Raw genomic sequence first — 23,195 nt, forward strand, 5'->3', positions numbered from 1 at the left:
ATCCCTGAGTGAGGTGCTCCTGAAAAACTCCTGTGGCAAATAGTTAACGACGGCATCAGTACTTGATTGAAAAACTTAGAAACCCGGCGCGGCCGGCTGCCGGCGCTACCCGGCCCTCGAAATAGCCGTAGGGCTGAAAATAATCCTCATCACTGAGATTTTTGACCGTGGCCGCCCATTGGAAACGCCCGGTTTCGTAAGCCAACGCCGCGTCGAAGCTGTGGTAGCCGGCGGTTTTAAAGCGATTGTTATTGGATAAATAAGCGCCGGCGCGGGCGTACACGCCGAAGCCCAAGCTAAAACCTTGCAACTCATCTTGCTGAAAGCGGTAATGCGCCCAGAGCCGCCCGGCATCTTCCGGAACTTGAGCCAAGCGATTGCCGGCAGCCACCCCGGCTTTGTCGTCCATGAAGCGGGCGTCGGTATGCGCATAGTTTGCCAGCACGCTGAAGCCCTCGACCGGTTGCCAGAGCAAATCCATTTCGATACCGCGCGAGCGTTGCTGCCCTGCGGCGACCGAACGCCGCAGGAAATCGCTGCTGTCGGTGACCGCGACCTGGCTGCGCTCGATTTGGTACAACGCCAGTTGGCCGCTGAATTGATTCGCAAAATTGAATTTCAGACCGGTTTCCAGATGATTCGACAATTCCGGGGCCGGCGTATCGACGAAATTGACAAACGGTTGGCCGCGCATGCCCTCGCTATAAGAAATAAACCAGGAAACCTCGTCGTTTAGGTCGATCACGCCGCCGAGGCGCGGCAACCATTTCAGCGTATCCGTTGTGACATTTACTCCAGTTTGCGCGTTATTAAAATCGATACCCACCTTGCCCAACCTAAGGCCGGACAGCCAATGCAATCGCCGGTACAGCGTGCTTTGCCACTGCAGGTAAGCGCCGTAAGTGAGGTTTTCGATGAACTGATTTTCCCGGCCCGGACCGGGTACGGCATAAGGGGCGTCAAATATCGGTGCGCGCAGATCGACCGTACCGACACCAAAACCCAAAGCGCCGAAATCGCCCTCGATAAAGCCGGCATCTTGCAAACTGCTGTAATCCGCGCCCAACAACAGATTGTTTTCGCTGGGACCCAACTTAAATTTGCCCTGCAAATTGCCCAATACGCTGCGTTCATGCTGTTGTTGAAACAATTCGGCGTTCACCAAGGCCCAGCGCGATGCCGACAGCAAGGGCCGGTCCGCGACCAGGCCATCGCTGCCGAACAGGGTCTGAATTTTCTCGTCGAATTTAGCCTGCGCATAGCGCGCCTTCAGGCTTAAGCGCCAGCTCCCGGTGAGCTGCCGGTCCAGCGTAGCCCATACCGCATCGGCATCCGAATGGCTATCGGGCAGATTGGCCGGCCCCGGGAACAGATCGGGCCGGGTAGCAAAATCGCCGGCGATGCTGCCGGTGGCGGGCAAGCCCTGGTACTCCGGTTGCTGCCAACGCGACAGTTTGGCTTGGATCGTCAAACGGGTTTGCTCGTTATCGGTCAGCGTCAGGGCCGGGTTAAGGTTAAAACGCTGAGTTTCGATTATGTCGATGTCGTGTCTGGCGTTGGTATACTCGCCCGTCATGCGCAACAAAATATTGGCGTTTAGCGGTTGATTGACATCGAAAAACGGCTGATAAAAGCTGTGGCTGCCGATTCTAAAACCCGCTTCGCCGAAGGCTTTGGCCTGCGGCAATTTGGCAAGCAGATTCACCACCCCGCCCACCGGGGAGCCCGAGCCGCCGCTGTAGAGCAAGGCGTTGGAACCCTTCAGCACTTCGATTCTGTCGATATTAATAGTGCTTTCCCGGTCACCGGGGTTGTAGTACTGGGTAAAGCCATCCAGCAGTTGTTCGGAACGAAAACCGCGAATTAAGGTGCCTTCGATAACCGGACTGTAAAGCGTATTGCGCGCCACTATGCCGCTAACATTGACTAAGGATTCGCTGAGGTTGATCGTTTGCTGGTCGTCTAACAAGGGGCGGTTAAGCGCGTGCACCGACTGCGGGATTTGCTTGATTGGCGTGTCGGTTCCGGTAGCGCTGGCAATATGCCTGACGGCATAGGTCCGCGCCTCGTCAAGCATCGGCTCGGTGGCGATTTCCGCACCGGCCTCCGCTGTTTTCGAGCCCACGACAGTCATGGCATCCAAGGTAATGGGGGGCGGCAGGCGAGACAGATCTGTTGCCGCCGGACTGCGTTCCAAAGTCACCGTGTCGGTATCGATAAAACGGTAGGTAAAACCGCTGCCATGCAGCAAGTGTGTCAACGCCTGCTCTGCCGACATGTCACCGTGCAGCTCCGGACTGGCGAGCTCACGCAACATGTCCGCTGAAAAAATCAATTCCAACTCGGCTTGCGCGGCAAATTGAATCAGCGCGTTGTTTAAGGACTGGCGGCCGATATTGAAGTGGCGAACCACTTCCGTAGCGACCGCCTGGCTACTGCTCAATTGTCCGCCGGCCGCCACCAGCCCGATCAACACCCAGGTATCGACACCGACGCGGTTGCCTTTCAGCACATAGCACAGATATACGGCTGGCCGATGCCATACGCCCACTGCCAGCTGGTAGCGAAAATCGTTAATCCGTGCTTTCAAGATCCGTCCTGTCCGAAAAATAATGTTTCTCAACATAGAAGTCGTTTCAGCACAAAAATCGATCACAAAAATTTCCTGATTGGCAAAAAATCGTCACTATTCCAGCAAAACCGCGTTGAAAAAATCGCAGCGCTGCGCGACTGAGGAAGTTTCCGGCGGAAGGACGACTTTTGCTTGAATGCGGGTAAATAGGGAACAGCCGTTGAAGGCTCGAGCCGGTGGGCTGGATTTTTCGACCCATATGCGCCAAACCGTTTTGGACATGCGCGCGCTGCCCGGAGTGGCTTACAGCACCCAAAAAATCAGCGATGCAGCAGCACCCACCAGGGACCGATACGGGTTTCTTGCAACGCCAGTGCTTTGCGCACCGAGGAAAGCGCCTCATCGGGCGTATCCAGAGAAAACACTCCGGTTACCCGCAGATTTTTAAGTGCGGCATCTGCCAGAAATATCCGTCCCAATCGATAGCGTTCCAACTCGCTGATCAAGTCAGCTAAAGGTCTATCGTTGATCACTAGGCGATGCTGCTGCCAAGCGGACTGCTCCGCGCCCACGGCCCGCGGATGCGGCAGCGGCAGTCCGGGTTGATAGACCAAGCCCTGCCCCTGGGCGACGGTAACGTCACTGTCCTGACCCGCCGTACTGACCGCTACGGCATGCTCCTGGACGCTCACCTCGGTAGGCCCGGTCGCGGTTTTATACACCTCAAACACCGTGCCCAAGGCGCGGACCGTCAAATCGTCGGCCACTACGTCGAAAGGCCGCCGGCTATCCTTTGCCACCGTAAATTGCACCTGGCCGTGGTGCAAGACGATACGTCTGGCCGCGGCGGTGAACGCTACCGAAACCGCGCTATTGGTGTTCAGCAGCAAACGGCTGCCGTCGCTGAGTTGAATCTCGCGAATTTCACCGGTTTGCGTGCGGTAGTCGCTAAAGTAATCGCTAAATAAGCGCGCTTGTTGCGGCATGATCAGACTAATCGCCAACAGCCACACCGCCGCGACGGCCAGCCCGGCCGCAAACCAGGGCCGGCGCGGCCTGGCCAACGGCCGGCGGCTGGCTGGTTTATCGGCCCTACTCTTGATTACCATTCGCCCTGAGCCTGTCGGAGGGGTCACCAGCCTGGGCTTCGACGAGCTCGGCTGACACGTAATCCTTCTGATAGATAGGGCCGGGTCAATAATCTGGCCAGCGGCTCGATTTTGTTCCGCCACCGCATGTCGAGACGCGGGTTGCAGCGATTCGCTCGCACTGGACAAACTGCCTGCCAGCACCATATCGCTGAACAAAGCCTCAGCCTCGGTAAATGCCTGGGCATGCAATGGGTCGCGGCTCAACCAATCGGCGAAGGCTTCGAGTTCCGCATCGTCCAATCTGTCGTCGCGCAGACAAATCAACCAGGCGATGGCCTGATCTTGCAGACTGGTGTGAGCGGATTTATCGGACGGCGCTGGCATGCAATCTCCCATTATGCAAGGCTGTTATTGATAAAGACGTGCGAGGCTCGAAAGCGATCATACCAAGAAGGGCAAGCGGCGGGAGTCAACGGCATCGGGATGAAGTGGGTTGCGGAAAAATAATGCGGGCTTTTTGTTTAATCGGCCAGTTGCCGGGCACAGTGCGCCATGGCTTGGGCCAATAGCTTATTGACCTGGGACTTGGAAATCCCTAAACGTTCGGCGATTTGGGTATAGGTCAGGCCATCGACCCCATGCAATACAAACACAGTGCGGCAGGCTTGCGGCAACTCGCCCAGCGCATGCTGCAACGCGGCCAGACGTTGTTGACCTATCAACACCTGTTCCGGCGGCGCGGCGTTACCCGGAAGGGTATCAACCAGCGCATCAATATCTTCGTCGGCACCGTAACGGTCCCTGACCATGGTTTTGCGCTGATGATCGATGGTCAGATTGATCGCAATCCGAAACGCCATGGCCCGCGCATTATCCGGCGGCGTTTTCTCGGCTATTTGCCGCAGTCCCAGGTAGGTGTCATGGGTTAATTCGGCGGCAATGTCCGGGCATTTCAAGCGCCCGGTTAAAAAGCGCAATAACTCATCGGCCAAGGACTCGGTCCAGAACGCGGAAATATCGGTCATTGGCTGTGCACTCATGCGTATCGGAAATATCCAAAGCTTCAATCAAAAACAGCAGCCGGCCGGCACCCCACCAAAGCCTTATCGCATAGCTGCGTCAGAGCGTTTGCAATTATCGAACCAAAGGCGAATATTGCCGGCAAGCCTCGCCCGGCGTCCTGCCCTGCTTTGCTCCATAGTGGCAGGCCGCCCGCGAATGCGGCAAATAACCTGCGGCATAACCGGCAGATAACATAGTTTTATCGAGAATCGCCGCCAGACTCAGCGACTTTGATTTTTAGCGCGCGCCAAGACTGTATAATCCCGGCAATCCCACATATTTATTCACTCAGCTTAACCATCCCCCAGTCATGCGCACCACCCATCTGTTTTTCTGCCTCATTTTCATCCTTGCCGTTCACGGCGCTATCGCCTGGAGCCTGAATCGCCCCCAGGACGCCGGTGTCGATGTGCCTTCGGGTAAATTGCGCAGTTTGTCGTTCGCCCCTTATCGCGATGGATTCAGTCCGATCGAAGAAAAGTTTCCATTGCCCGAACATATCGACGCCGACCTGGGTTTGATTGCCGATAAAACCCATACCATCCGCACTTACTCCATCCTCGGCGGCATGCAGCCGACGCCCGAATTTGCGCGCAAACACGGGGTGGAAATGATTCAAGGCGGCTGGCTAGGCGATGGGCATGCCAGCAATAAAAAGGAAATCGCCGCGCTGATCGAAGCGGTGAACGCCCATCCGGATGTGATCAAACGAGTGCTGGTCGGTAACGAAGTGCTGCTGCGTAAAGACATGGATGTAGACACGCTGATCGGCTATATCCGCCAGGTTAAACAGGCGGTGAAACAGCCGGTGTCGTATGCCGATGTCTGGTCTATATACTTGAAATATCCGCAACTGATGCAGGAAGTCGACTTTATTACCGTACACATTCTGCCCTATTGGGAAGACGAGCCGGTGGCGATTGAGGAGGCGGCCGGACATGTGGAGAAGATCGTCCAACAAATCGAAGCCAAAGCCCACAGCATGGGCCTGAACAAGCCGATTCTAATCGGCGAATCCGGCTGGCCGGCCGCCGGCCGCCAGCGCGGCCGAGCGGTGCCCAGCGTGGTCAACGAAACCCGCTTCATCCGCAGCCTGATTGACGTAGTAAACCGGCACGGTTTGGATTACAACATCGTCGAAGCCTTCAACCAGCCCTGGAAAAGCCATAACGAAGGCGTGGTCGGCGCCAACTGGGGCTTGCTGACTATCGACCGCGAACCAGTGTTTCCGCTGACCGGCCCGGTTTACGAAAATCCGGACTGGCTAGGGCATTTTGCCTGGGCGACGGGTTTGTGGCTGGTAATGGTTGCGGCCTACTTTAAAAAATTGGCCCATTTGCCTTGGCCGCGCCAGATTGTGTTTTTGACGCTGACCCAAGTATTTAGCGTTTGTCTGGTCACGCTGGCAAGTTTTGCGTGGTTTACCACCTATAGCCTCTGGCAACAGGCTTACACCCTCTTGATTATCGCCGCCAACGGCGTGTTGAGCGCTTTGCTGCTGCAACGCAGTTATGCGATTTTAGCCGAGCAATCCGTAGCGCCGACCCTGGCCCATCGTTTGAGAAATACCTATCTATTTTTCGGGATTTTAGCGCTGTACAAAACTTACAGCCTGGCGTTCAACGGTCGGTATCTAAGCTTTCCCGTCGAACAATTCGCGATTCCGGCCCTCGGCGTCTGCGGTTTGATCGTGTGCCTATGCCTGGCCCAGCGGCGCTTTTACCGGCAGATGCTGCGCTTTGACAGCCTATCCGGCGGGGATTCGCAAACGCCACGCGACCGCTTGCTGGCCTATTTTTTAAGCGCCGGCACCTTGGCGGTAGTGATCGGCGAGACCCACGAGTTTATGGCGGCCTACGATTTCATCCAAGCGCATCCCGGCTTTAGTGAAGGTTTGCCGGTCGCGCTGGGGTATACGTTTTACAATCAGCAGCTCGTCGCGTGGTTGCTGTGTATACTGGTACTGTCGATCCCGTTCTGGCCTCTCCGCTCAGGCAAAGCCAAGATTTAACCTGCAAGACCAAGTGGCTTAAGCGGCTGGTATCGGCATCTAACGGGCTGCGCTTGCCATCAACGCTGATTTTTCGATAATCAACACCAGGACCCTCATATGTGGCTGCGCACGAGTTGCGAAATAACCTTCGATGTCAGCATCGACACCCCTTTTATTTTGATGCTGCGGCCGCGTAGCGGCGCAAATCAATGGGTGGCGCGGGAGTCGTATACCTTGACACCGACGGTGCCGGTCTTCGAGTTTACCGACTACTACGGTAATCTTTGCCAGCGCCTGATTGCCCCACCCGGCGAGTTTGCCGTGCGCACCAGCGCCGATATTCACACCCATGAGCACATCGACGTCTGCCCCGGCGCACCGTTTACGGAAGTGCAACATTTGCCGGATAGTGTGCTGACCTATTTGACACCCACCCGCTATTGCGAATCCGACCGGTTTATCGAACTGGCCCAGGACATCGTCGCCGACGCCATCCCGGGCTATGACCAAGTCGCCACCGTGCACCGCTGGCTGCGCGAGAATATCCGCTTCAATCCGGATTCACCGCATTTCCAGCTCTCGGCGGTTGAAACCAATCTGGCCGGCGAAGGCGTCTGCCGCGAACTGGCGCATTTGGGCATCGCCCTGTGCCGGGCTTTATGCATTCCGGCGCGAATGGTGGTCGGTTATTTATACGGTTTGCAGCCCATGGATTTTCACGCCTGGTTCGAGGCTTATGTGGATGGGCGCTGGTACACCTTCGATCCCACCCAAGCCGAGCCTTGCGGCGGCCGGGTCATCGTCGCTTACGGCCACGATGCGGCGGATGTGGCCATTTTTACCCAATTCGGCCCGGCGCTGTATCCGAGCCATATGGCCGCCAATGTCGAACGCCTACCCGGTCCGCCCGATTAAGCGCGATCTGAGCTGAGCAGCATCACGTAACAAGCAAAGACCCTGATTACCGGTATAATGCTGTTTCCGCTGTAATCAATGCTTTATCTATGAGTAATCTTGTCCTGGTCGCCTGCGCCTTGCTGCTGGTATGTCTCAACGGCTTCTTTGTCGCAGTCGAGTTCAGTTTGGTTAAATTGCGACAAACCCGGATTAAAGCCATTGAACAAACCGAAGGTTGGCGAGGCAGAATACTCGCCAAAGTACACAGGCAACTCGATGCCTACTTATCCGCTTGCCAGCTCGGCATTACCCTCGCCTCCCTGGGTTTGGGCTGGATCGGCGAACCGGCTTTTGCCGACCTGTTAGTTCCGCTGTTTGCCAAAGCCGAAATCACCTCTCCGGAAATTATCCACAACATCTCGTTTGGCTTTGCGTTTTGCACCATCTCCTTTCTGCATATCGTGGTAGGCGAACAAGCGCCCAAATCGCTGGCGATCCGCAATCCGGAAGGCATAGGTTTATGGAGCGCCGGCCCGCTGTATGCGATGTATTGGTTGATGTATCCGGCGATTTGGTTGTTGAACGGCAGCGCCAATCTGGTGTTGCGCATAGCCGGCTTGAGCAACAGCCACAATCAAGACAGCCACTATTCCAACGAGGAATTGAAACTGATTTTGCGCTCCAGCCGGGCCGGTGAAAACCTGACCAGCGACGAATGCAATGTACTGGCCAAGGCCCTGGATTTCGGCAAGTTGGAAGTATCCGATTTAATGCGGCCTATCCACGAAATCACCGCGCTGTACCAAGGGCAATCTCAACAACAAATGCTGGATACGGTCTATAAAAGCTGCTTCAGCCGCTACCCGTATTTCGATGGCAACGGCATTGACGTATTGGGCGTCATCCACTTAAAAGACTTATTCCTGGCGCAACAAAACGGCCAGCAAATCGACGATTTGGAACCCTATTTACGGCCGATTCAACATATCTCCGCGCATATGCCCGCTCTGGAATTATTCCGCCGCTTTACCCAAGGTTCGCCGCACTTTGCCGTCATCGGTCAGAAAGGCCACAAGCCGCACGGCTTCATCACCTTGGACAATTTGCTGTCGGCCATGGTCGGCGAAATCCGCGACGAATTTCGGAAAACCGAAAGCGACTGGACCCGTCAGGACGACGGCAGTTTGCTGGGCAAAGGCAGCTTGCCGATTTTCTCCCTGGAACGGATTCTGGGCATCGACGTGGAAAACGAAGAACTGGATCTGGATGATGTCGATTCGGTGGGCGGCATGATTCTGGCGCAATTGCGCGACATCCCCGACGCCGGCGAACGCATCGCTTTCAACGATTTTGAAATCGTCGTCAAGGAAATGAACGGCCCGCGCATCGAGTGGGTACAGGTTTATCCGAAGCAATAATGTAAAAAGATCACAGTGTAGCTAGCTACTCAGCCATCCCTTGTAGCCGCGATTAGCGAAGCGTAATCGCGGGAATGATCAGTTGTAGTTGTATTGCTACCTCTCAATTTGATTCTAATAGGAGCTTAGCCGTTGCTCTTGCAGCCCATTTACCACCATAGCCCGTTCCCGTTTTTTTACGACAATTCCGCATTTTCTAGGGAGCAGTGCGCGGCGCTTGAGCGTTTATTTTTGCTGGATGCCGAGTGGCAACATCGGGATGGGGCATTTTACCGGTGCTCGCTTAGAGACGTGACCGAGCACATTCCAGCGGCATTTCAAACCGAAGTGCTGGCTAGAATGCGCGAGATTACCGGATTGCCGCTGACGCATCGTCTGCTAGTCACGGCCCAACGCATGCTGCCTGGACAAGTGATTGGCAGACACAGCGACCGGCCGCTGGTGGGTTATGAGATTGCCCGGCTGGTTGTGCAACTGAATAAGCAATGGCAACCCGAGCATGGCGGGGTGCTGGAACTATTCGCCTCGCCGGAGAGTGACGCGGTTTTTCGGGTCAATCCGGAATACAACAAAGCCTTCGGCTTTTTGCTGCATGCCGATTCATACCATGGCGTTACGGAGGCTATTCAGCCACGGCAAAGCGTGGTTTTCAATTTCTGGCATGCGGCAAATACCCCCGAGCTTGCCGCGCACCTGCAAACCTTATTTGCCGACATGCATTTTTCCGAGCTGCCGGCGACACTCAATGCGGTGGCCTCGGCGGCGGAATCGCATCTGCCCGAGGAAACGACCTTTCATGCCGGCCTAGCGGCGCTGGCGTTGCATCGCTGGGGCTACGACGCGGCTAGCGTTATCACAGGCTACCACCACAGCGCCGGCCTTACCGCCTGCGACAGCAACAATGGAGAAACCTATGCCGCCGTGTTGCTGGCGGATTGGGTGGCGTGTTTGTATCGGGACTCGTTTGATCTGGCCCGTTGGCAAATCTTGCAACACGAGCTCAAAGGAATGGAAATGTTTACACGCCTGAAACCGACATGGCAGCTTTGTCTGCCGGCGTAGCGCAAGCAAACGGAAGCGGACTGACTTTACACAACCAGTGCGTCAACCAGCGAAAACTCAATCGCTGCCGAGTTTCTTGACAATTTGCGGCTTAAAACAAAGATGGAGCAGTAGCAGATTTTGACAGCGGTTTATCAACCAAAAGCCGGTCAGCAATGTGCTTAACGCCACTTCGGGCAAGTAACCCGTGTTATACGGAGCGGGTAGCCAGGCTTCGGCCAAGCCCACCCCGATCAGCATAAAAATCAACGGCACCAGATAGAGTAACAGCGACGTGAGCAGCAGTTGACCATCGTCTATCGCCACCATCACGTGGTCGCCGGCTTGCAGGTTTATGTCGCAATCGACTGGAAATTCGCGCTTGGGGAGCACTTTTGCCAGTGTCGCCGTGCCGCAGGATTGTTGTTGCAAACAGCCGCTGCAGGCATTGCTTTGCAGACTTTTAATCCAAGTACGGCCATCGCTAACGCGGGTAACGACGGCCGCTTCTTCGATCATAGCTAGCCTATCAAGCCCAGGCGGAGGAAATAGAATCCAACCAAGCGCTGAGCCGGCCTTCGCTCAGTTCTTTCTGGTTGTCTTCGTCCAAGGCCAAACCGACAAATTGGTCGCCCAGCAAGGCTTTGGATTTTTTAAAAGTGTAACCTTCGCTGCTGGTCATGCCGACGATGGTGGCACCGGCGTCGGCAAAGGCGTCATATAAAAAGCCTAAGGCATCGACGAAATTGCCGGGATAACCTTCCTGGTCGCCCAAACCGTAGATCGCCACGGTTTTGCCGGAGAAATCGGCGCCCGCCAACGTGGGCAGAAATTCTTCCCAGCTCTCGTTATCGTGTCCGGCGCTCATGCCTGGCAGTTCACCTTCGCCGTAAGTTGGCGAACCGACGATCAAGACGTCGTAGGCCAACAAATCGTCCACGGAGGCTTTATTGATATTGACCGGCTTGTCGGCCGCATCGCCCAATTTCGTCGCAATGGTCTTGGCTACTTTGCGTGTGTTGCCGGTATCGGTACCGAAAAAAATGCCTACTTTTGCCATAGTGTTGTCTCCTTGTTAACTAGATCAGATTTGAATTTGCAGTAAGCCCGGATTTGCCGCCGGTTGCTGAGCGGCCCAAGCTTCAGGCGTATGTGTCTTTAGCGTGACGGCATGCAAACGGCCGGAAGCCAGCGGCGCACTCAATGTAGCCATGACGCCCTGATGTTGTTTGATCATGGGTTGATCGGCGAACAATTCGCTGACCACGGTGATGTTCAAATCGCAACCGGCGCCTTCGATGCCGATGGTCGCCCCCGGATAGGCCGCCAGAATCAAGGCTTCCACTTCGGAATGGGTAATGGTTTGACTGGCGTCCGCACTCTCGGCGGGCTGAACGGTCGCTTGCAACAGCGGCAACAAAGTCCCCTCTTTGTACATGGCCTCGACAATGTCGGCGCCACCGATCAGTTCACCTTTGATGAACACTTGCGGGAAAGTGGGCCATTTGGAAATGGACGGCAGCTTTTCGCGGATGAACGGCGATTGCAAGACGTTGACATAAGCGTAAGGGATCTTGGTTTCGTTCAAGATGCCGACAGTCTTCGCGGAAAACCCGCATTCCGGAGCGCTAGGCACGCCTTTCATATAAATAATCACCGGATTTTCGGCAAGTTGTTGCAAGATTTTTTCTTTAACGCTCATAGTAGGTTTCTCGATTAACTAAAACTTTTCAATGCAACGACCGGGCTTCAGCTTGTGCAGCCCGGCCGCCAAACTCACTCTCCGCCCGATAACCGCTTCAAATCGTCACCGTCAGTGGGTTTGTCGCGCGGCACGACTTCAATTTCGGCTTCGCCGCGTATCACCTCGGCATTGACGATGCAGCGCTCGACGTCCGGTCTGGAGGGTAAATCGAACATGGTGCGGCGCAGTACGTGCTCCATGATGCCGCGCAAACCGCGGGCGCCGGTGTTGCGGGCGATGGCTTTTTCGGCGATTTCCACCAAGGCATCCTGGGTGAATTCCAGCTCCACATCATCGAAGGCAAACAGATGTTGGTATTGTTTAACCAAAGCGTTCTTCGGTTCGGTCAAGACTTGGATCAAGGCATCCACATCCAAGGGCTCTAACGGCGCCAACACGGGGAAGCGGCCGATAAATTCCGGGATCAAGCCGAAGCGTTTCAAATCGTCCGGCTGTGTGGCATTCAGCATCGCTTCCAGCGTCGGTTTGTCGTCCGGGTTGCTGACTTCGGCATGAAAACCGATAGCGGTTTTCGGCGGCAGCAAGCGTTTTTCCACGTGTTTTTCCAGGCCCGGAAACGCGCCGCCGGCTATGAACAGAATATTGCTGGTATCCACCATGACCGAATCATTACCGCTGTGATCCTTGCGCCGGCCCTTGGAAGGAACCTTGACATGCGAGCCCTCGACCAGCCGCAACAAGGCTTGCTGCACGCCTTCGCCGGACACATCGCGGGTACCGAACGCCTGTTCCGGGCTGCGGGCAATTTTGTCCACTTCGTCGATATACACCATACCCCATTCGGCTTTGCTTATTTGGCCGTCGGCCACATCCAGCAAGCGCACCAGGATATTTTCCACGTCGTCGCCGACATAACCGGCCTGGGTCAGCGTGGTGGCGTCAGCAACCGCAAACGGCACACCGACGATTTTCGCCAGCGTGCTAGCCAGCAAGGTTTTGCCGGTACCGGAAGGGCCTATCATCAGAATATTGGATTTACCGATTTCCACGCTGTCGTCGGACTCGCCCAAACCGCCGACTTTACGGCTGACGTTTTTCAAGCGCTTGTAGTGGTTGTATACCGCGACCGACAGAATTTCCTTAGCTAAATCCTGGCCGATCACATACTGATCCAGCATGGCTTTCATCTCGGCGGGCTTGGGCAAAGGGCCTTGCATATCGGCTAATTCTTTCTTCTTGCCCCAGCTGGATACCACCTGGCTGGCCAACATCACGCAGGCTTCACAGATGTAGCCTTCCGTGCCGGCAATCATCGGCACGGCCGCCGACGCTTCGATACCGCAAAACGAACAATGTTTGGGTTCTTTTAACATGTTAGGCACTCCTGTTGACTGCGGGCAGACTGGCCAGCCACGTGCGCTGGCAATTTCTGCGGTAACGATCCTGCATGATCTGCTGAATCTTCGGTGTCGCTTTTTTCAGCGACATGGTTTCGGCCGGGATGATTTTCAGGCATTGAATCACATGAAAACCCATCTCGGTTTCCACCACATCGCTAATGGCGTCTTCTTTCAAATTAAACAATACCGCATCCAGCTCCGGAAACAAGGTGCCTTTGGCCACTGTCCCCACTTCGCCGCCCTGCACTGCCGTCGGGCATTCCGAATACTTCAGCGCCAAATCGGCAAATTTATGCGGCTTACGTTTCAAGGTGCCGAGAATCTCGTTAATCCGCCGCCACGCCGCCTCGCGGGTATTGTCTGGGTAATCCGGATTGATACTGATCAAGATATGTCTGGCCTGGCGCGTCTCGGGTTTATGGAATTTTTCCGGGTGCGAGTGGTAGAAAATGCCGATTTCCACCTCGTTAACCTTGGGTGCGCGGGCGGCCACTCTATCCATCACCGCATCGACTTTGCACTGCCGATACAAAGCCGCTTTCAGCATATCGACATCCAGGCTGTTGGCGTTCAATGCCGCTAAAAAGGCGTCTTCATCTTCAAAGCGGCCGCGCACTTCCTTGTAAGCGCGGTCCAGCTCTGTATCGGAAATCACCACGCCGGTCGCTTCGGCGGAGTTCAGGACTCGGCCTTCGATTTCGTATTCGTTTTTGGCTTGCACTTCCACCTGGCGCAGTTGCAGTTGCTCCAATTCGGCCGGCGCTTTCTGGAACAGGCTCAAGGCGGCACGCAACAGGGTGTAAGGCTCTATCGACGTCTGGCTCATCATTATGCCTCCGGTTCTTTAAACGTGGCCGGATCCGCCGGCTCCAATACACTTTCCGGCACCTGCATGGTTTTACCCGGAAAACGCACGTGGTAGAGCAAAGGATCGCTGTCGCGCAACACTTTCAGGATTTCGCCTTGGGTGCCGGCCGGGTAATTACCGTCCTGGGTGGGGATGTCTATCGTACACACCACCTGATCGCGAAACTCGAAGCGGCTTGGATTCCAGGGTGCATCAGCCGGGATCAATTCTTCGGCGCGGCAGCCTACCATGCGTCCCGCATCCAAAAAATGCACGGTGTAAATCACTTGGTCTTGCAGAAAGGTGCCGACTTCGATGACATTGCCGACACTGCCCCGGCGCAGCAAAAAGTCGCCGACATCCATACCCGGATAGGTGCCATCGTTGCGAACGTTGCGCGTCAGCCTGACCCGTTCGCCGAATTCAAAGCGCTCTTCGTCGTAACGTTCGTCTATCATGTTTTAATATCCGCTAGGGAAACAAACACGGTTTGCGGTTCCATCATCTTAAAGACCTTAAATACTTTTTCGGTCTGTGCGTCGGAGTCCACAAAATCACTGTAAGCACGCTGCAACAGCTTTTTGTAGACTTCCCGTTGCGCATCTTCGTCTTCCGGCATGTTATCGCCAGCTTGGCTCAGATAATTGTGGAAGCGCTGCAGAATATGCAGCCGATTGACGTGGACGACGGTGGTATCGTATTCCAGCTCGAAATAGCGCAGAAAGTCTTCCGCAGCTTCCAGCTCTTCCATATCTTCTTCTAAACTCATCGTCATTACCTCATCATCAGGTGATCGAGATTGGCAGGTTGTTCTCCCAATGCGTACACCACTAATAAAACCACCAGCATCACAGCTGTTTGGGCCAAAAATGGATCGGATTTTTGTTTTTTCATCATGGCGATCACCTTTAGGTTAATAGCGCGGAACAACAAACATCACTTATCGTGGGCATCCAATTGTTGGGCGATGCCTACCCGAAAGCTTGCGGCATGCGAAAAATCCCTTCCGCCGCCTCTTGCCGACGCACAACCAGCTCCAAAAGCCCCTGCGCGCCTATCCTGTCTTTGTCATCCAAGGACACCAACTTTTCGAAAATCGCCTTGCTCAGTTCCAGATTTTCCAAGCGCATATTCAAGAAGCCGATAGATTTCAACGTAAACAGATATAGCCTGATCCGAGTCAGCAAGTCCTTTGGCGCCTCGCTGATATGCGTTCTTTCCAGCTGCCGCCAATCTTCCGGAAAATCGATGCCGGGCCGGATCAAGTTCAAGGCCCGCTCGGAGATCAATAAGGCCTCCGGTAAACGATGCTGGTAGTAATAAAACCGATTCAAAGACACCAGCACATTCAAGGATTCCGGTGCCCGCAAATACGCCTGTAATAACGGCAGCTCCGCTTCACCGGTGGCGTACAGTTCGGAAGCGTATTGGATCAAGTCCTCAACTTCCTGGCTGTCGGCTTTCTCGTAGTACAAGTCCTTGGCGTCGAATTGCAACAGATCCATTTCCATCACTTGCCACCTGCTGCTTGCTTCAGTACCACCACGTCTTCGCCGTGGCAGACACCTTCCGCTTCGCAGCTGCCGCAGGTTTCTTCCGCGACCACAAAGCGTTTTTGATTGTTTTCCAATTCGTCCAAACGGTCCACCAAGCAACTCAGCGCTTTGCCCACCGGATCCGGCACTAAATGGTGATCGAGGTCGATACCGCGCGGGTCCTGAATTTTTATACCTTTCTGCTGGATAATTCGACCGGGAATACCGATGACGGTGCAGCAAGGTGGCACGTCTTTGATCACCACCGAGTTGGCACCGACGCGCACGTTATCGCCCAGATTGATCGCGCCGAGGATCTTGGCACCCGCACCGATCAACACGTTATTGCCTAGCGTCGGATGGCGTTTTTCCTTGTTCCAGGTAGTGCCGCCCAGCGTCACGCCGTGATACATGGTCACGTCGTTGCCGATCTCAGCGGTTTCGCCGATCACTACGCCGGCACCGTGATCGATAAAAAAGCGTTTGCCAATGGTGGCACCGGGGTGAATATCGACGTTGGTCAGCCAGCGGGCGAAAGCCGCCAGTAAACGCGCCGTCAATTTCCAGTCCGCATGCCACAAGCGATTCGTTACCCGGTGCAGCAACACCGCATGCACACCGGGGTAAGCCAACAATACTTCCGGTAAGCCGCGTGCTGCCGGATCCCGGGCAAACACGCAAGCCACATCGTCGCGCCAGTCTTGCCAGAGTCCTGATGCAACGCTGGGACGCGACGGCGACAAAAACATCATTTTGCCAAGCTCCAGGTGGTTTTGCCGGGCATCGGCACGCCAGGCACCCGGAAGAACGAACCGGGGTAACGGTCATCAGGCAGTTCGTGCTGCGCCGCAGTTTGCTGTGGTACGTCGACTTTGGCGGTGCTGGGCACGGCTGGTTTTTGACGATTGCTACTCATCTGACACCTCGCTATAGGCTGTGTAAAAATTGATTCAAATCGGTCGATTGCGGTGCGCGTTTATGCAAACTGACAAACTCGCGAATCAGCGGCAGCAGGCGGCCGGCCTGCCAGCGGTTAATCTGGATGCCCAGTTGTTTGTAGGCGTGCATCACGCCTTGACTGCCGGAATGCTTGCCCAGCACCAATTGGTGACTGCGGCCGACCAAGGCAGGGTCGACGCCTTGATAATTGTTGGGATCTTTCAGCAAGCCGTCGACGTGGATGCCGGCTTCGTGACTGAACACGTCGCGGCCGATCAAACTTTTACGGCTGCCTATCGTGTCGCCGGACGCAGTCGCCACCTGATGGGACAGAGCAGGAAAATTGCGCAAATCCACACCGGTTTCAAAACCGTACAGCTGTTTCAAACCCACCACCACTTCTTCCAACGCGGCATTGCCGGCCCGTTCGCCCAAACCGTTGACGGTGGTATTGACGTGGGTAGCGCCGGCATATGCGGCGGCCAGAGTATTGGCGGTGGCCAAGCCCAGATCGTCGTGGGCGTGCATTTCGATGTCCATGTCGGTGACGGCGCGCAGCTTGCGAATTGCTTCAAATACGCCGAACGGTTCCATGATGCCGACCGTATCGGCAAAGCGAACTCTTATCGCGCCGGCGCTTTGCGCAGCCTCGGCCATTTGCGCCAGAAAGTCGCTGTCGGCGCGAGACGCATCTTCGGCCCCCACGCAAACCCGCATGCCGGCATCGACCGCGGTTTTCACACAGCGCTCAATGGTAGCCAACACCCAAGCCCGGCTTTGTTTCAGTTTATGTTGGATATGTTGATCGGAGGCGGAAATCGATAAATCCACGGTACCGACGCCCAAGCCCAGGCAGTGTTGCAAATCTTCTTCACGCATCCTGGACCATACCAATAAATTGCTAGGCAATTTCAATTGAGCAATGGCTTTGATTTCGTCGCGTTCCTGTACACCCATGGCCGGGATACCAATCTCCAACTCCGGCACACCCAGCGCGGACAACTGCTTGGCAATCGCCAACTTTTCCTCCAACGAGAACACCACGCCGGCCGACTGCTCGCCATCGCGGAGCGTGGTGTCGTCGATAATGATGGTGCGGGGATCAGAAGTCATCGCCAAGCCTCATACTGCCGGTGTCTAAAACTGAGCAACCAGATTGGCTACTCCTTTGCTAGTGATTAAGCAATTCGCTTGCCAACTGCTAAATCTGCGGAATCCTTGGGCTTTACTGTGTGATTGGCAGACTATCGACAAGACAACCTCGCAACCGCAAAGGCAAATTGTCGCAAAGCCGACAATGGTCTGTTCGCAGCCTGCGCCAGTGGTACGCAAATTCCACAATGCCCACCGTACTGGTAGTTAAAGTAAGCCGACATACATTTCTTATATTCAAAAAATTGGCCTCGAAAATATTTTGACTGATTATTTTTACTAGCTTACATTCTTGACTTGGAGGCCCGGCAGGTAGCGCCGGCGCCGCCTGTTCAGCATGTTTCCGGATACATCACTTAGGAGGAACACGTATGACTTCACGTAAAAATGGTTGGGCTTGCATGTTTGGCCTGTTGGGTATTGTCACCTTGGCACAACCGGCAGCAGCCGGCGCCATCTTGTCACCGGTGGCGGTGATCAACAACACCATAGGCAACTATTCGGGTATTGCGGGATTTCCGGCCAAAACCGACGAAAAGCCGATGTTTAACCAATCCGGTCTATCCGCCGGTTTTAGCAGTGGCGCCACCGCGTTTGCCGATTATATGAACTTAAACCCAACACATATTGGTGCCGGCCCGGAAATCGGTAACGGCTGGATCAGCCCGGCGTATTGCCCGTGCACCGGTATTCTGGATTTCGATTTGGGGGCCATTTACAAGGTACAGAAAATGGCTTTATGGAATATGGCCTCTAACAGCGGCGCCAACGTCGCGTCGATCAGTTTGTTCACATCGTTGGAAGCCGATTTTTCCACGTCCAATAAAGCCGGCGACTTCACCAACCCCGAAATGCCCAGCGATTTGGACCCCACACCACCCTACCCGGCAACGGTGTTCGACTTGATTGACAGCGAAGCGCGCTATGTGCGCTTACAAATCAACTCTTATTACGAAGCCTATCTGGTTTCGGAAATTGGCGAGATCGCCTTTGACGTAGCCGCACCGGCGGCTGTACCGATTCCGGCAGGTATTTGGTTGTTTATTTCCGGATTTGCCGGCTGGGTTGGCAGCAGTAAAAAGGCTGGCCTGACTGCTGCGGTTGCGCGAAACATCCTCTAACAGACTAAGGTATATCGAATTTGATGTCTGCGCTTGCGCAATACCGATGTCGGCATTTTTTACATCACTCAACGTTTTAAATGGCATTATCCTAATACTGCTCAATACCTGCTAACTCAACCTATTGAATTTATTGGTAAAAACAAACAACATATAAAATGGAACGTATTTTGCTTTTAATCTCGGAATCAGGAACAGCGCCTACAGTTCTTGAGTTTCTGTCAATTGATAGGCGTATTTTTACGCCGTTTGAAGGGGTCGCCGATGTTATCCAAAAAGCTTTATCCGTTAATACTGATTACCGCCGCATTCAACGCACAAGCCGCGACGATTAACTTCGATGCGCTACAGCCGTTCGACAATTACGCCCCGGTTCCAGCAGGTTACGGTTCTACCGCGGACGTGGCGGTATCGTATTCCAGCCTGAACCTCAATGGCACAACAGCTTATAACGATGCTCTATTGTGGAATGCCGGTTATGCCACTTTAAACTCAGCGGCGTTTGCTCATACATCAGGACTGCTTTTGAGCATTACGCTGACGGCAATCAATCCAAATCAGGGCGTCACCTTGGAAAGCTTCGACGTTGCTGCGTATCCAGGGCCGGGAAATTTCACTCGCAATGCGAGCGACTTGAGAGTGGTTGATGGTACCAACCCTACCAACATTTTTGTCGATTATGCACCTTATGCAGTACCCGGCGACGCACCTCATACTTTCACCCCTGGCGTTACTGCTCATTCGATTAGAATTATCCTGGGCACCGATTGGAACAACGGTATTAACAATATCAACTTCAATGTCACCGCTGTGCCTGTACCCGGTGCGGTATGGCTTTTCGGCAGTGCGTTGGTTGGTTTGGGCCTTAACCGAAAAACCAGAAAGGTTTGAGCGAACTGCTCTGCCAAAATGCAAAAAAGGCGGTTGAACAACCGCCTTTTTTGGTTCTGTGATAAAGGCTTAAGCCGGCATTGGATGCCCTTCAATGCAATAAACGGCTCAGAACTATCTCAATTTGCTGGGGGTTAACCAGGTCTTCGCTACCGATTTAATCCAAGTTGCTGGCTTACAGCGTTCAGCCTTCCGCCTCACAAACTGCTTTAAATTCTGCTATGCCGGCAGTCAAACGCGAGCGCAGAAAATTCAGTTGTCTTTGCAGTTCATCCTCGGCGTCGCCGACATTCTTGAAAACCTGGACGACTTTTTGATCATTCAGCAAACTCGAATAGTGAACATCAACAAACTCCAGCACTTCGGCGTTGAATTCGGTGATGGAACTCAATGCGGCTTCCATCTTGGATAATACCGCGCGTAAATCAGCAAGCGTTTCAGCCATAACAATCCTCAGTGAAAATTTTTGGTGTCAACACCGGTTTATGCGGCGTTGACTCAAAACCAAACTGGCCGAATTGCCCGTGGCCTCAGGGGCACCGTTGCAAACCCGACCAATCAATACACTCAATCAAGCATAAGTGGGTTGGAAAGCCTGTTCCGGATCGGCAACCGGTTCGTTGTTGATGCTGTCCCAATACGGCGACAGTTTCCGCAAGGTAGCGACGATGCTGGGCATCACCTTCAACACTTCGTCCACTTCACTCATAGTGTTGTAGCGCGAGAACGAAAAGCGGATGGTGCCGTGCGCGGCGGTGTACGGAATATCCATGGCCCGCATCACGTGCGAAGGCTCCAATGAACCCGATGTACACGCCGAACCACTGGAAGCCGCGATACCGGCTTTATTCAACAGCATCAAAATCGCTTCGCCCTCGATATACTCGAACGCAATGTCTGTGGTATTGGGCAAGCGGTTGTTTAAATCACCGGTGATAAAGCAGTGCGGCACGGCGGCAACGATGCCTTGCTCCAGACGGTCGCGCATCGCTTTGACCTGCACGTTTTCGTATTCCATGTGCTCCATCGCCAATTCGCAGGCTTTACCCAAGCCGACAATCGACGCGGTGTTTTCAGTACCGGCTCGGCGGCCGCGCTCTTGATGTCCACCGCGCAAAAGCGGGCGAAAGCGTGTGCCACGCTTTAAGTACAACACCCCAATACCTTTCGGTGCGTGCAATTTGTGCCCGGAAATCGACAACATATCGATTTTGGTGTCTTGCAGCATCATCGGAATCTTGCCGACCGCCTGCACGGCGTCGGTATGAAACATCACGCCGGCCGCATTGGCCATTTCGGCCATTTCCACCACCGGAAAGATGGTGCCGGTTTCGTTGTTCGCCCACATCACCGAGACAATTGCTACTTCATCGGATAACAGATTTTTGTAGGCTTCCAGATTCAAGCGGCCGCATTTATCCACTGGCATGCGGTGGATGGTGTAGCCATCTTTTTCCAGGTTTTCGCACAAAGCCAAAATCGCCGGATGCTCCACCGAGGTGGTGATGATTTCCTTGCGATTGGGCTGAGCCTTGATCGCCGACAAAATCGCCGTGGAATCGGATTCCGTGCCGCAGGAGGTGAAAATAATCTCGGAGTCGTGCTCGGCACCAATCAACTCTTGCACTTGCGAGCGCGCCTTCTTGATGGCCTTGGCCACGCCGTCGGCGAAACGATGGATAGACGATGGATTACCAAAGAACTCGGTAAAATACGGGATCATCACATCGACCACCGCGCTGTCCACCTTGGTGGTCGCGTTGTTATCCAGATAAATATCAGGCATGACTGGCCTCCTCTATCGTCACCAACTTGGGCATTTGCGAGGCAGGCACGACTTTGATGAACTCGCCCATCACTTCCATCAGCCGTTGCTGAATGCCGGCAATGGTCATGGCGGACATTTGGCAGCCATTGCAAGCGCCGGTCATGTTGACGTAAGCGGTTTTATCCACCACTTCCACCAACTCGACGTCACCGCCGTCGGCCATCAATTGCGGCCGGAAAGACATGATCACTTCTTCGATTTTCTTGATGCGTTGCAGATTGGTCAACGGGCCTTTGGCAACCACGGGCTCGGGTTTGGCGACCGGCGCCGCATTTGGATCGAAGGTTTCGCCGCGCTCTTTCAGGACTTTTTCCAAGATGGCTTCGATGTCTTCGTGGCAAGCCGCGCAACCGCCGCCAGCCTTGGTGTAGTTGGTCACGTCTTCAACAGTGCGTAGTTTGTTGGCCCACACCATCTCTTCAATCATCACCGCATCAATGGCAAAACACTTACAAACCAAAGCGCCTTCTTCATGGTCGTCTTTCCATTCTTCGCCGCGATAATTAGCCACCGCCGCTTGCAAGGCTTCCCGGCCCATCACAGAGCAGTGCATTTTTTCCGGCGGCAGGCCGTCCAATTCGGCGGCGATGTCCTGGTTAGTGACTTTCAACGCTTCGTCTAAAGTCAGGCCTTTAATGATTTCGGTCAGCACTGAAGAAGACGCAATCGCCGAGCCGCAACCGAAGGTTTGGAAACCGGCATCTTCGATCACTTCAGTGTCGTCGTTGACTTTTAAAGTCAGCCGCAAAGCGTCGCCGCAGCTGATGGAACCCACTTCGCCAATCGCGTTGGCACCCGCCACCGCGCCGGCATTTTTAGGGTTAAAGAAGTGATCTTTTACTTTATCTGAATAATCCCACATAGCTATTTCCTCGAATGCTTAAGAACAGGTTTTTGGTGTGCCGCCGCTTTCGCCGGTGGTAAATGATGATCCGCAGGCACAGCTTTTCACCGCGTTGGGATTGGTAAATTTGAAGCCGGAACCTTCCAGGCTGTCGACGAAATCGATGGACATGCCATTCAGGCTGGGCAAGCTTAGCGGGTCCACAAATACTTTGACTGCGCCGCAGTCGATGACGGTATCGTCCGCATTTTCTTTTGCTTCCAGTTTCATGCCATAAGACAAACCGGAACAACCGCCATCGGTCACTTCGATGCGCAGCCCACCGGTCGGCTTGTCGGAACTGCTGATAAAACGACCCACGGCTTGGATGGCGCTTTCGGTTAATGTAATCATCTTTAAGTCTCCTGAACGGTTTGGCATTGATCTTGTAAACAGTTAAAGCAACCTGCATGCCATACGCGAAAATTTCAGCTAAGACGCTGAAATTACTCAGCCAAAAGCAGCAGGCCAACCTTAATCGGCACGCCGTTTCACAACAAACCCGAGGTTTTTGTCGGCTTTACTACAAAACTCTCACAGGAGCACAGCATGAACGTAGAAGATTTGGATTTGGGCGACGTGGTATATGCCGCGCATACGATTATTGACGATGGCAGTATGCCGGACAGCGAGGAAGGCGAAGTGCTGGCGCAAGCAGGCGCCCGCGGCGTGATCGTGATGAAAGGACATGTTGAAGAAGATCCTGGACTCACCGTGTTTTTAGTCCGCTTCGAAGACCAGGATCTAAATCTGGGCCGGCCGATTGGGTGCTGGACCGAGGACTTGGTTGTTCCGGAAAAAGAGTTGCTTACCCATTAAC

General features: G+C 54.3%; 26 protein-coding genes. 7 read left to right on the plus strand and 19 right to left on the minus strand.

The window, feature by feature from the left end; translation table 11 throughout:
- Positions 1-55: 55 nt before the first annotated feature.
- The 3 genes from ACMXD4_RS19205 to ACMXD4_RS19215 form a co-directional block, all read right to left on the minus strand.
- The gene (locus ACMXD4_RS19205; RefSeq protein WP_415879104.1) at positions 56-2,590 is read right to left on the minus strand and encodes a TonB-dependent siderophore receptor; all 2,535 of its coding nucleotides are present in this window, start codon (positions 2,588-2,590) and stop codon (positions 56-58) included.
- A 302-nt stretch (positions 2,591-2,892) separates the two neighbouring features.
- The gene (locus ACMXD4_RS19210; RefSeq protein WP_415879105.1) at positions 2,893-4,047 is read right to left on the minus strand and encodes a FecR family protein; all 1,155 of its coding nucleotides are present in this window, start codon (positions 4,045-4,047) and stop codon (positions 2,893-2,895) included.
- 137 nt (positions 4,048-4,184) lie between these two features.
- A complete protein-coding gene (locus tag ACMXD4_RS19215) occupies positions 4,185-4,703 on the minus strand; it encodes an RNA polymerase sigma factor (RefSeq protein ID WP_415879106.1) in 519 nt (172 codons plus the stop codon).
- Positions 4,704-5,035: 332 nt separating this feature from the next.
- Between ACMXD4_RS19215 and ACMXD4_RS19220 the strand changes: the two genes are divergently transcribed.
- From ACMXD4_RS19220 to ACMXD4_RS19235, 4 genes are all read left to right on the plus strand, one after another.
- Positions 5,036-6,736, plus strand: coding sequence for a glycosyl hydrolase family 17 protein (locus ACMXD4_RS19220; RefSeq protein ID WP_415879107.1), 1,701 nt, complete (start codon positions 5,036-5,038; stop codon positions 6,734-6,736).
- A 99-nt stretch (positions 6,737-6,835) separates the two neighbouring features.
- Positions 6,836-7,633, plus strand: coding sequence for a transglutaminase family protein (locus ACMXD4_RS19225; protein WP_171697575.1), 798 nt, complete (start codon positions 6,836-6,838; stop codon positions 7,631-7,633).
- An 89-nt stretch (positions 7,634-7,722) separates the two neighbouring features.
- The gene (locus ACMXD4_RS19230) at positions 7,723-9,033 is read left to right on the plus strand and encodes a hemolysin family protein (protein WP_101054165.1); all 1,311 of its coding nucleotides are present in this window, start codon (positions 7,723-7,725) and stop codon (positions 9,031-9,033) included.
- A 132-nt stretch (positions 9,034-9,165) separates the two neighbouring features.
- Positions 9,166-10,095 carry a 2OG-Fe(II) oxygenase gene (locus ACMXD4_RS19235; protein ID WP_415879108.1) on the plus strand — a complete coding sequence of 310 codons (930 nt, stop codon included), beginning with the start codon at positions 9,166-9,168 and terminating at the stop codon, positions 10,093-10,095.
- A 57-nt stretch (positions 10,096-10,152) separates the two neighbouring features.
- On the opposite strand, the gene ACMXD4_RS19240 is transcribed toward ACMXD4_RS19235, so the two are convergent.
- From ACMXD4_RS19240 to nifV, 12 genes are all read right to left on the minus strand, one after another.
- Entirely contained in the window at positions 10,153-10,593 is a 441-nt protein-coding gene (locus tag ACMXD4_RS19240) for a SoxR reducing system RseC family protein (RefSeq protein ID WP_101054168.1), read from the minus strand.
- A 10-nt stretch (positions 10,594-10,603) separates the two neighbouring features.
- Positions 10,604-11,134: a flavodoxin gene (locus ACMXD4_RS19245; RefSeq protein ID WP_020483339.1), complete on the minus strand. Its 531-nt coding sequence runs from the start codon at positions 11,132-11,134 to the stop codon at positions 10,604-10,606.
- Positions 11,135-11,158: 24 nt separating this feature from the next.
- The gene (gene grxD / locus ACMXD4_RS19250) at positions 11,159-11,776 is read right to left on the minus strand and encodes a Grx4 family monothiol glutaredoxin (protein WP_033159089.1); all 618 of its coding nucleotides are present in this window, start codon (positions 11,774-11,776) and stop codon (positions 11,159-11,161) included.
- Between the two features lie 74 nt (positions 11,777-11,850).
- Positions 11,851-13,152 carry an ATP-dependent Clp protease ATP-binding subunit ClpX gene (gene clpX, locus ACMXD4_RS19255; protein ID WP_101054171.1) on the minus strand — a complete coding sequence of 434 codons (1,302 nt, stop codon included), beginning with the start codon at positions 13,150-13,152 and terminating at the stop codon, positions 11,851-11,853.
- A gap of 1 nt (position 13,153) precedes the next feature.
- The gene (gene nifM, locus ACMXD4_RS19260) at positions 13,154-14,008 is read right to left on the minus strand and encodes a nitrogen fixation protein NifM (RefSeq protein ID WP_171697574.1); all 855 of its coding nucleotides are present in this window, start codon (positions 14,006-14,008) and stop codon (positions 13,154-13,156) included.
- The gene (locus ACMXD4_RS19265) at positions 14,008-14,484 is read right to left on the minus strand and encodes a nitrogen fixation protein NifZ (protein WP_033159092.1); all 477 of its coding nucleotides are present in this window, start codon (positions 14,482-14,484) and stop codon (positions 14,008-14,010) included. Before ACMXD4_RS19265 ends, nifM begins: the two co-directional genes overlap by 1 nt.
- A complete protein-coding gene (gene nifW, locus ACMXD4_RS19270) occupies positions 14,481-14,795 on the minus strand; it encodes a nitrogenase-stabilizing/protective protein NifW (RefSeq protein WP_033159105.1) in 315 nt (104 codons plus the stop codon). Before nifW ends, ACMXD4_RS19265 begins: the two co-directional genes overlap by 4 nt.
- Positions 14,796-14,800: 5 nt before the next feature.
- Positions 14,801-14,923, minus strand: coding sequence for a hypothetical protein (locus ACMXD4_RS19275; protein ID WP_256438917.1), 123 nt, complete (start codon positions 14,921-14,923; stop codon positions 14,801-14,803).
- 74 nt (positions 14,924-14,997) lie between these two features.
- Positions 14,998-15,537 carry a hypothetical protein gene (locus ACMXD4_RS19280; RefSeq protein WP_084153507.1) on the minus strand — a complete coding sequence of 180 codons (540 nt, stop codon included), beginning with the start codon at positions 15,535-15,537 and terminating at the stop codon, positions 14,998-15,000.
- Complete coding sequence (gene cysE, locus ACMXD4_RS19285; protein WP_171697573.1) at positions 15,537-16,313, minus strand: serine O-acetyltransferase; 777 nt, start codon at positions 16,311-16,313, stop codon at positions 15,537-15,539. The genes ACMXD4_RS19280 and cysE overlap by 1 nt, the downstream gene beginning before the upstream one ends.
- The gene (locus ACMXD4_RS19290) at positions 16,310-16,477 is read right to left on the minus strand and encodes a hypothetical protein (RefSeq protein WP_165385990.1); all 168 of its coding nucleotides are present in this window, start codon (positions 16,475-16,477) and stop codon (positions 16,310-16,312) included. The genes cysE and ACMXD4_RS19290 overlap by 4 nt, the downstream gene beginning before the upstream one ends.
- Positions 16,478-16,488: 11 nt before the next feature.
- Positions 16,489-17,613: a homocitrate synthase gene (nifV, locus tag ACMXD4_RS19295; protein ID WP_171697572.1), complete on the minus strand. Its 1,125-nt coding sequence runs from the start codon at positions 17,611-17,613 to the stop codon at positions 16,489-16,491.
- Between the two features lie 410 nt (positions 17,614-18,023).
- Between nifV and ACMXD4_RS19300 the strand changes: the two genes are divergently transcribed.
- Together ACMXD4_RS19300 and ACMXD4_RS19305 are read left to right on the plus strand one after the other, a co-directional pair.
- Positions 18,024-18,773: a hypothetical protein gene (locus ACMXD4_RS19300; RefSeq protein ID WP_171697571.1), complete on the plus strand. Its 750-nt coding sequence runs from the start codon at positions 18,024-18,026 to the stop codon at positions 18,771-18,773.
- A gap of 264 nt (positions 18,774-19,037) precedes the next feature.
- Complete coding sequence (locus ACMXD4_RS19305; RefSeq protein WP_216614798.1) at positions 19,038-19,664, plus strand: hypothetical protein; 627 nt, start codon at positions 19,038-19,040, stop codon at positions 19,662-19,664.
- Between the two features lie 184 nt (positions 19,665-19,848).
- On the opposite strand, the gene ACMXD4_RS19310 is transcribed toward ACMXD4_RS19305, so the two are convergent.
- The 4 genes from ACMXD4_RS19310 to ACMXD4_RS19325 form a co-directional block, all read right to left on the minus strand.
- Complete coding sequence (locus ACMXD4_RS19310; RefSeq protein WP_033159171.1) at positions 19,849-20,109, minus strand: hypothetical protein; 261 nt, start codon at positions 20,107-20,109, stop codon at positions 19,849-19,851.
- A 126-nt stretch (positions 20,110-20,235) separates the two neighbouring features.
- Entirely contained in the window at positions 20,236-21,450 is a 1,215-nt protein-coding gene (gene nifS, locus ACMXD4_RS19315) for a cysteine desulfurase NifS (protein WP_415879109.1), read from the minus strand.
- Entirely contained in the window at positions 21,443-22,354 is a 912-nt protein-coding gene (nifU, locus tag ACMXD4_RS19320; protein ID WP_020483356.1) for a Fe-S cluster assembly protein NifU, read from the minus strand. The genes nifS and nifU overlap by 8 nt, the downstream gene beginning before the upstream one ends.
- Positions 22,355-22,372: 18 nt before the next feature.
- A complete protein-coding gene (locus ACMXD4_RS19325; protein WP_033159169.1) occupies positions 22,373-22,729 on the minus strand; it encodes a HesB/IscA family protein in 357 nt (118 codons plus the stop codon).
- A 195-nt stretch (positions 22,730-22,924) separates the two neighbouring features.
- On the opposite strand from ACMXD4_RS19325, the gene ACMXD4_RS19330 reads away from it, so the two are divergent.
- Positions 22,925-23,194: a nitrogen fixation protein NifZ gene (locus tag ACMXD4_RS19330; RefSeq protein WP_171697569.1), complete on the plus strand. Its 270-nt coding sequence runs from the start codon at positions 22,925-22,927 to the stop codon at positions 23,192-23,194.
- Position 23,195: the final 1 nt, after the last annotated feature.

The sequence above is a fragment of the Methylomonas sp. TEB genome (assembly GCF_047777895.1).
In the GTDB taxonomy this organism is placed as follows: domain Bacteria; phylum Pseudomonadota; class Gammaproteobacteria; order Methylococcales; family Methylomonadaceae; genus Methylomonas.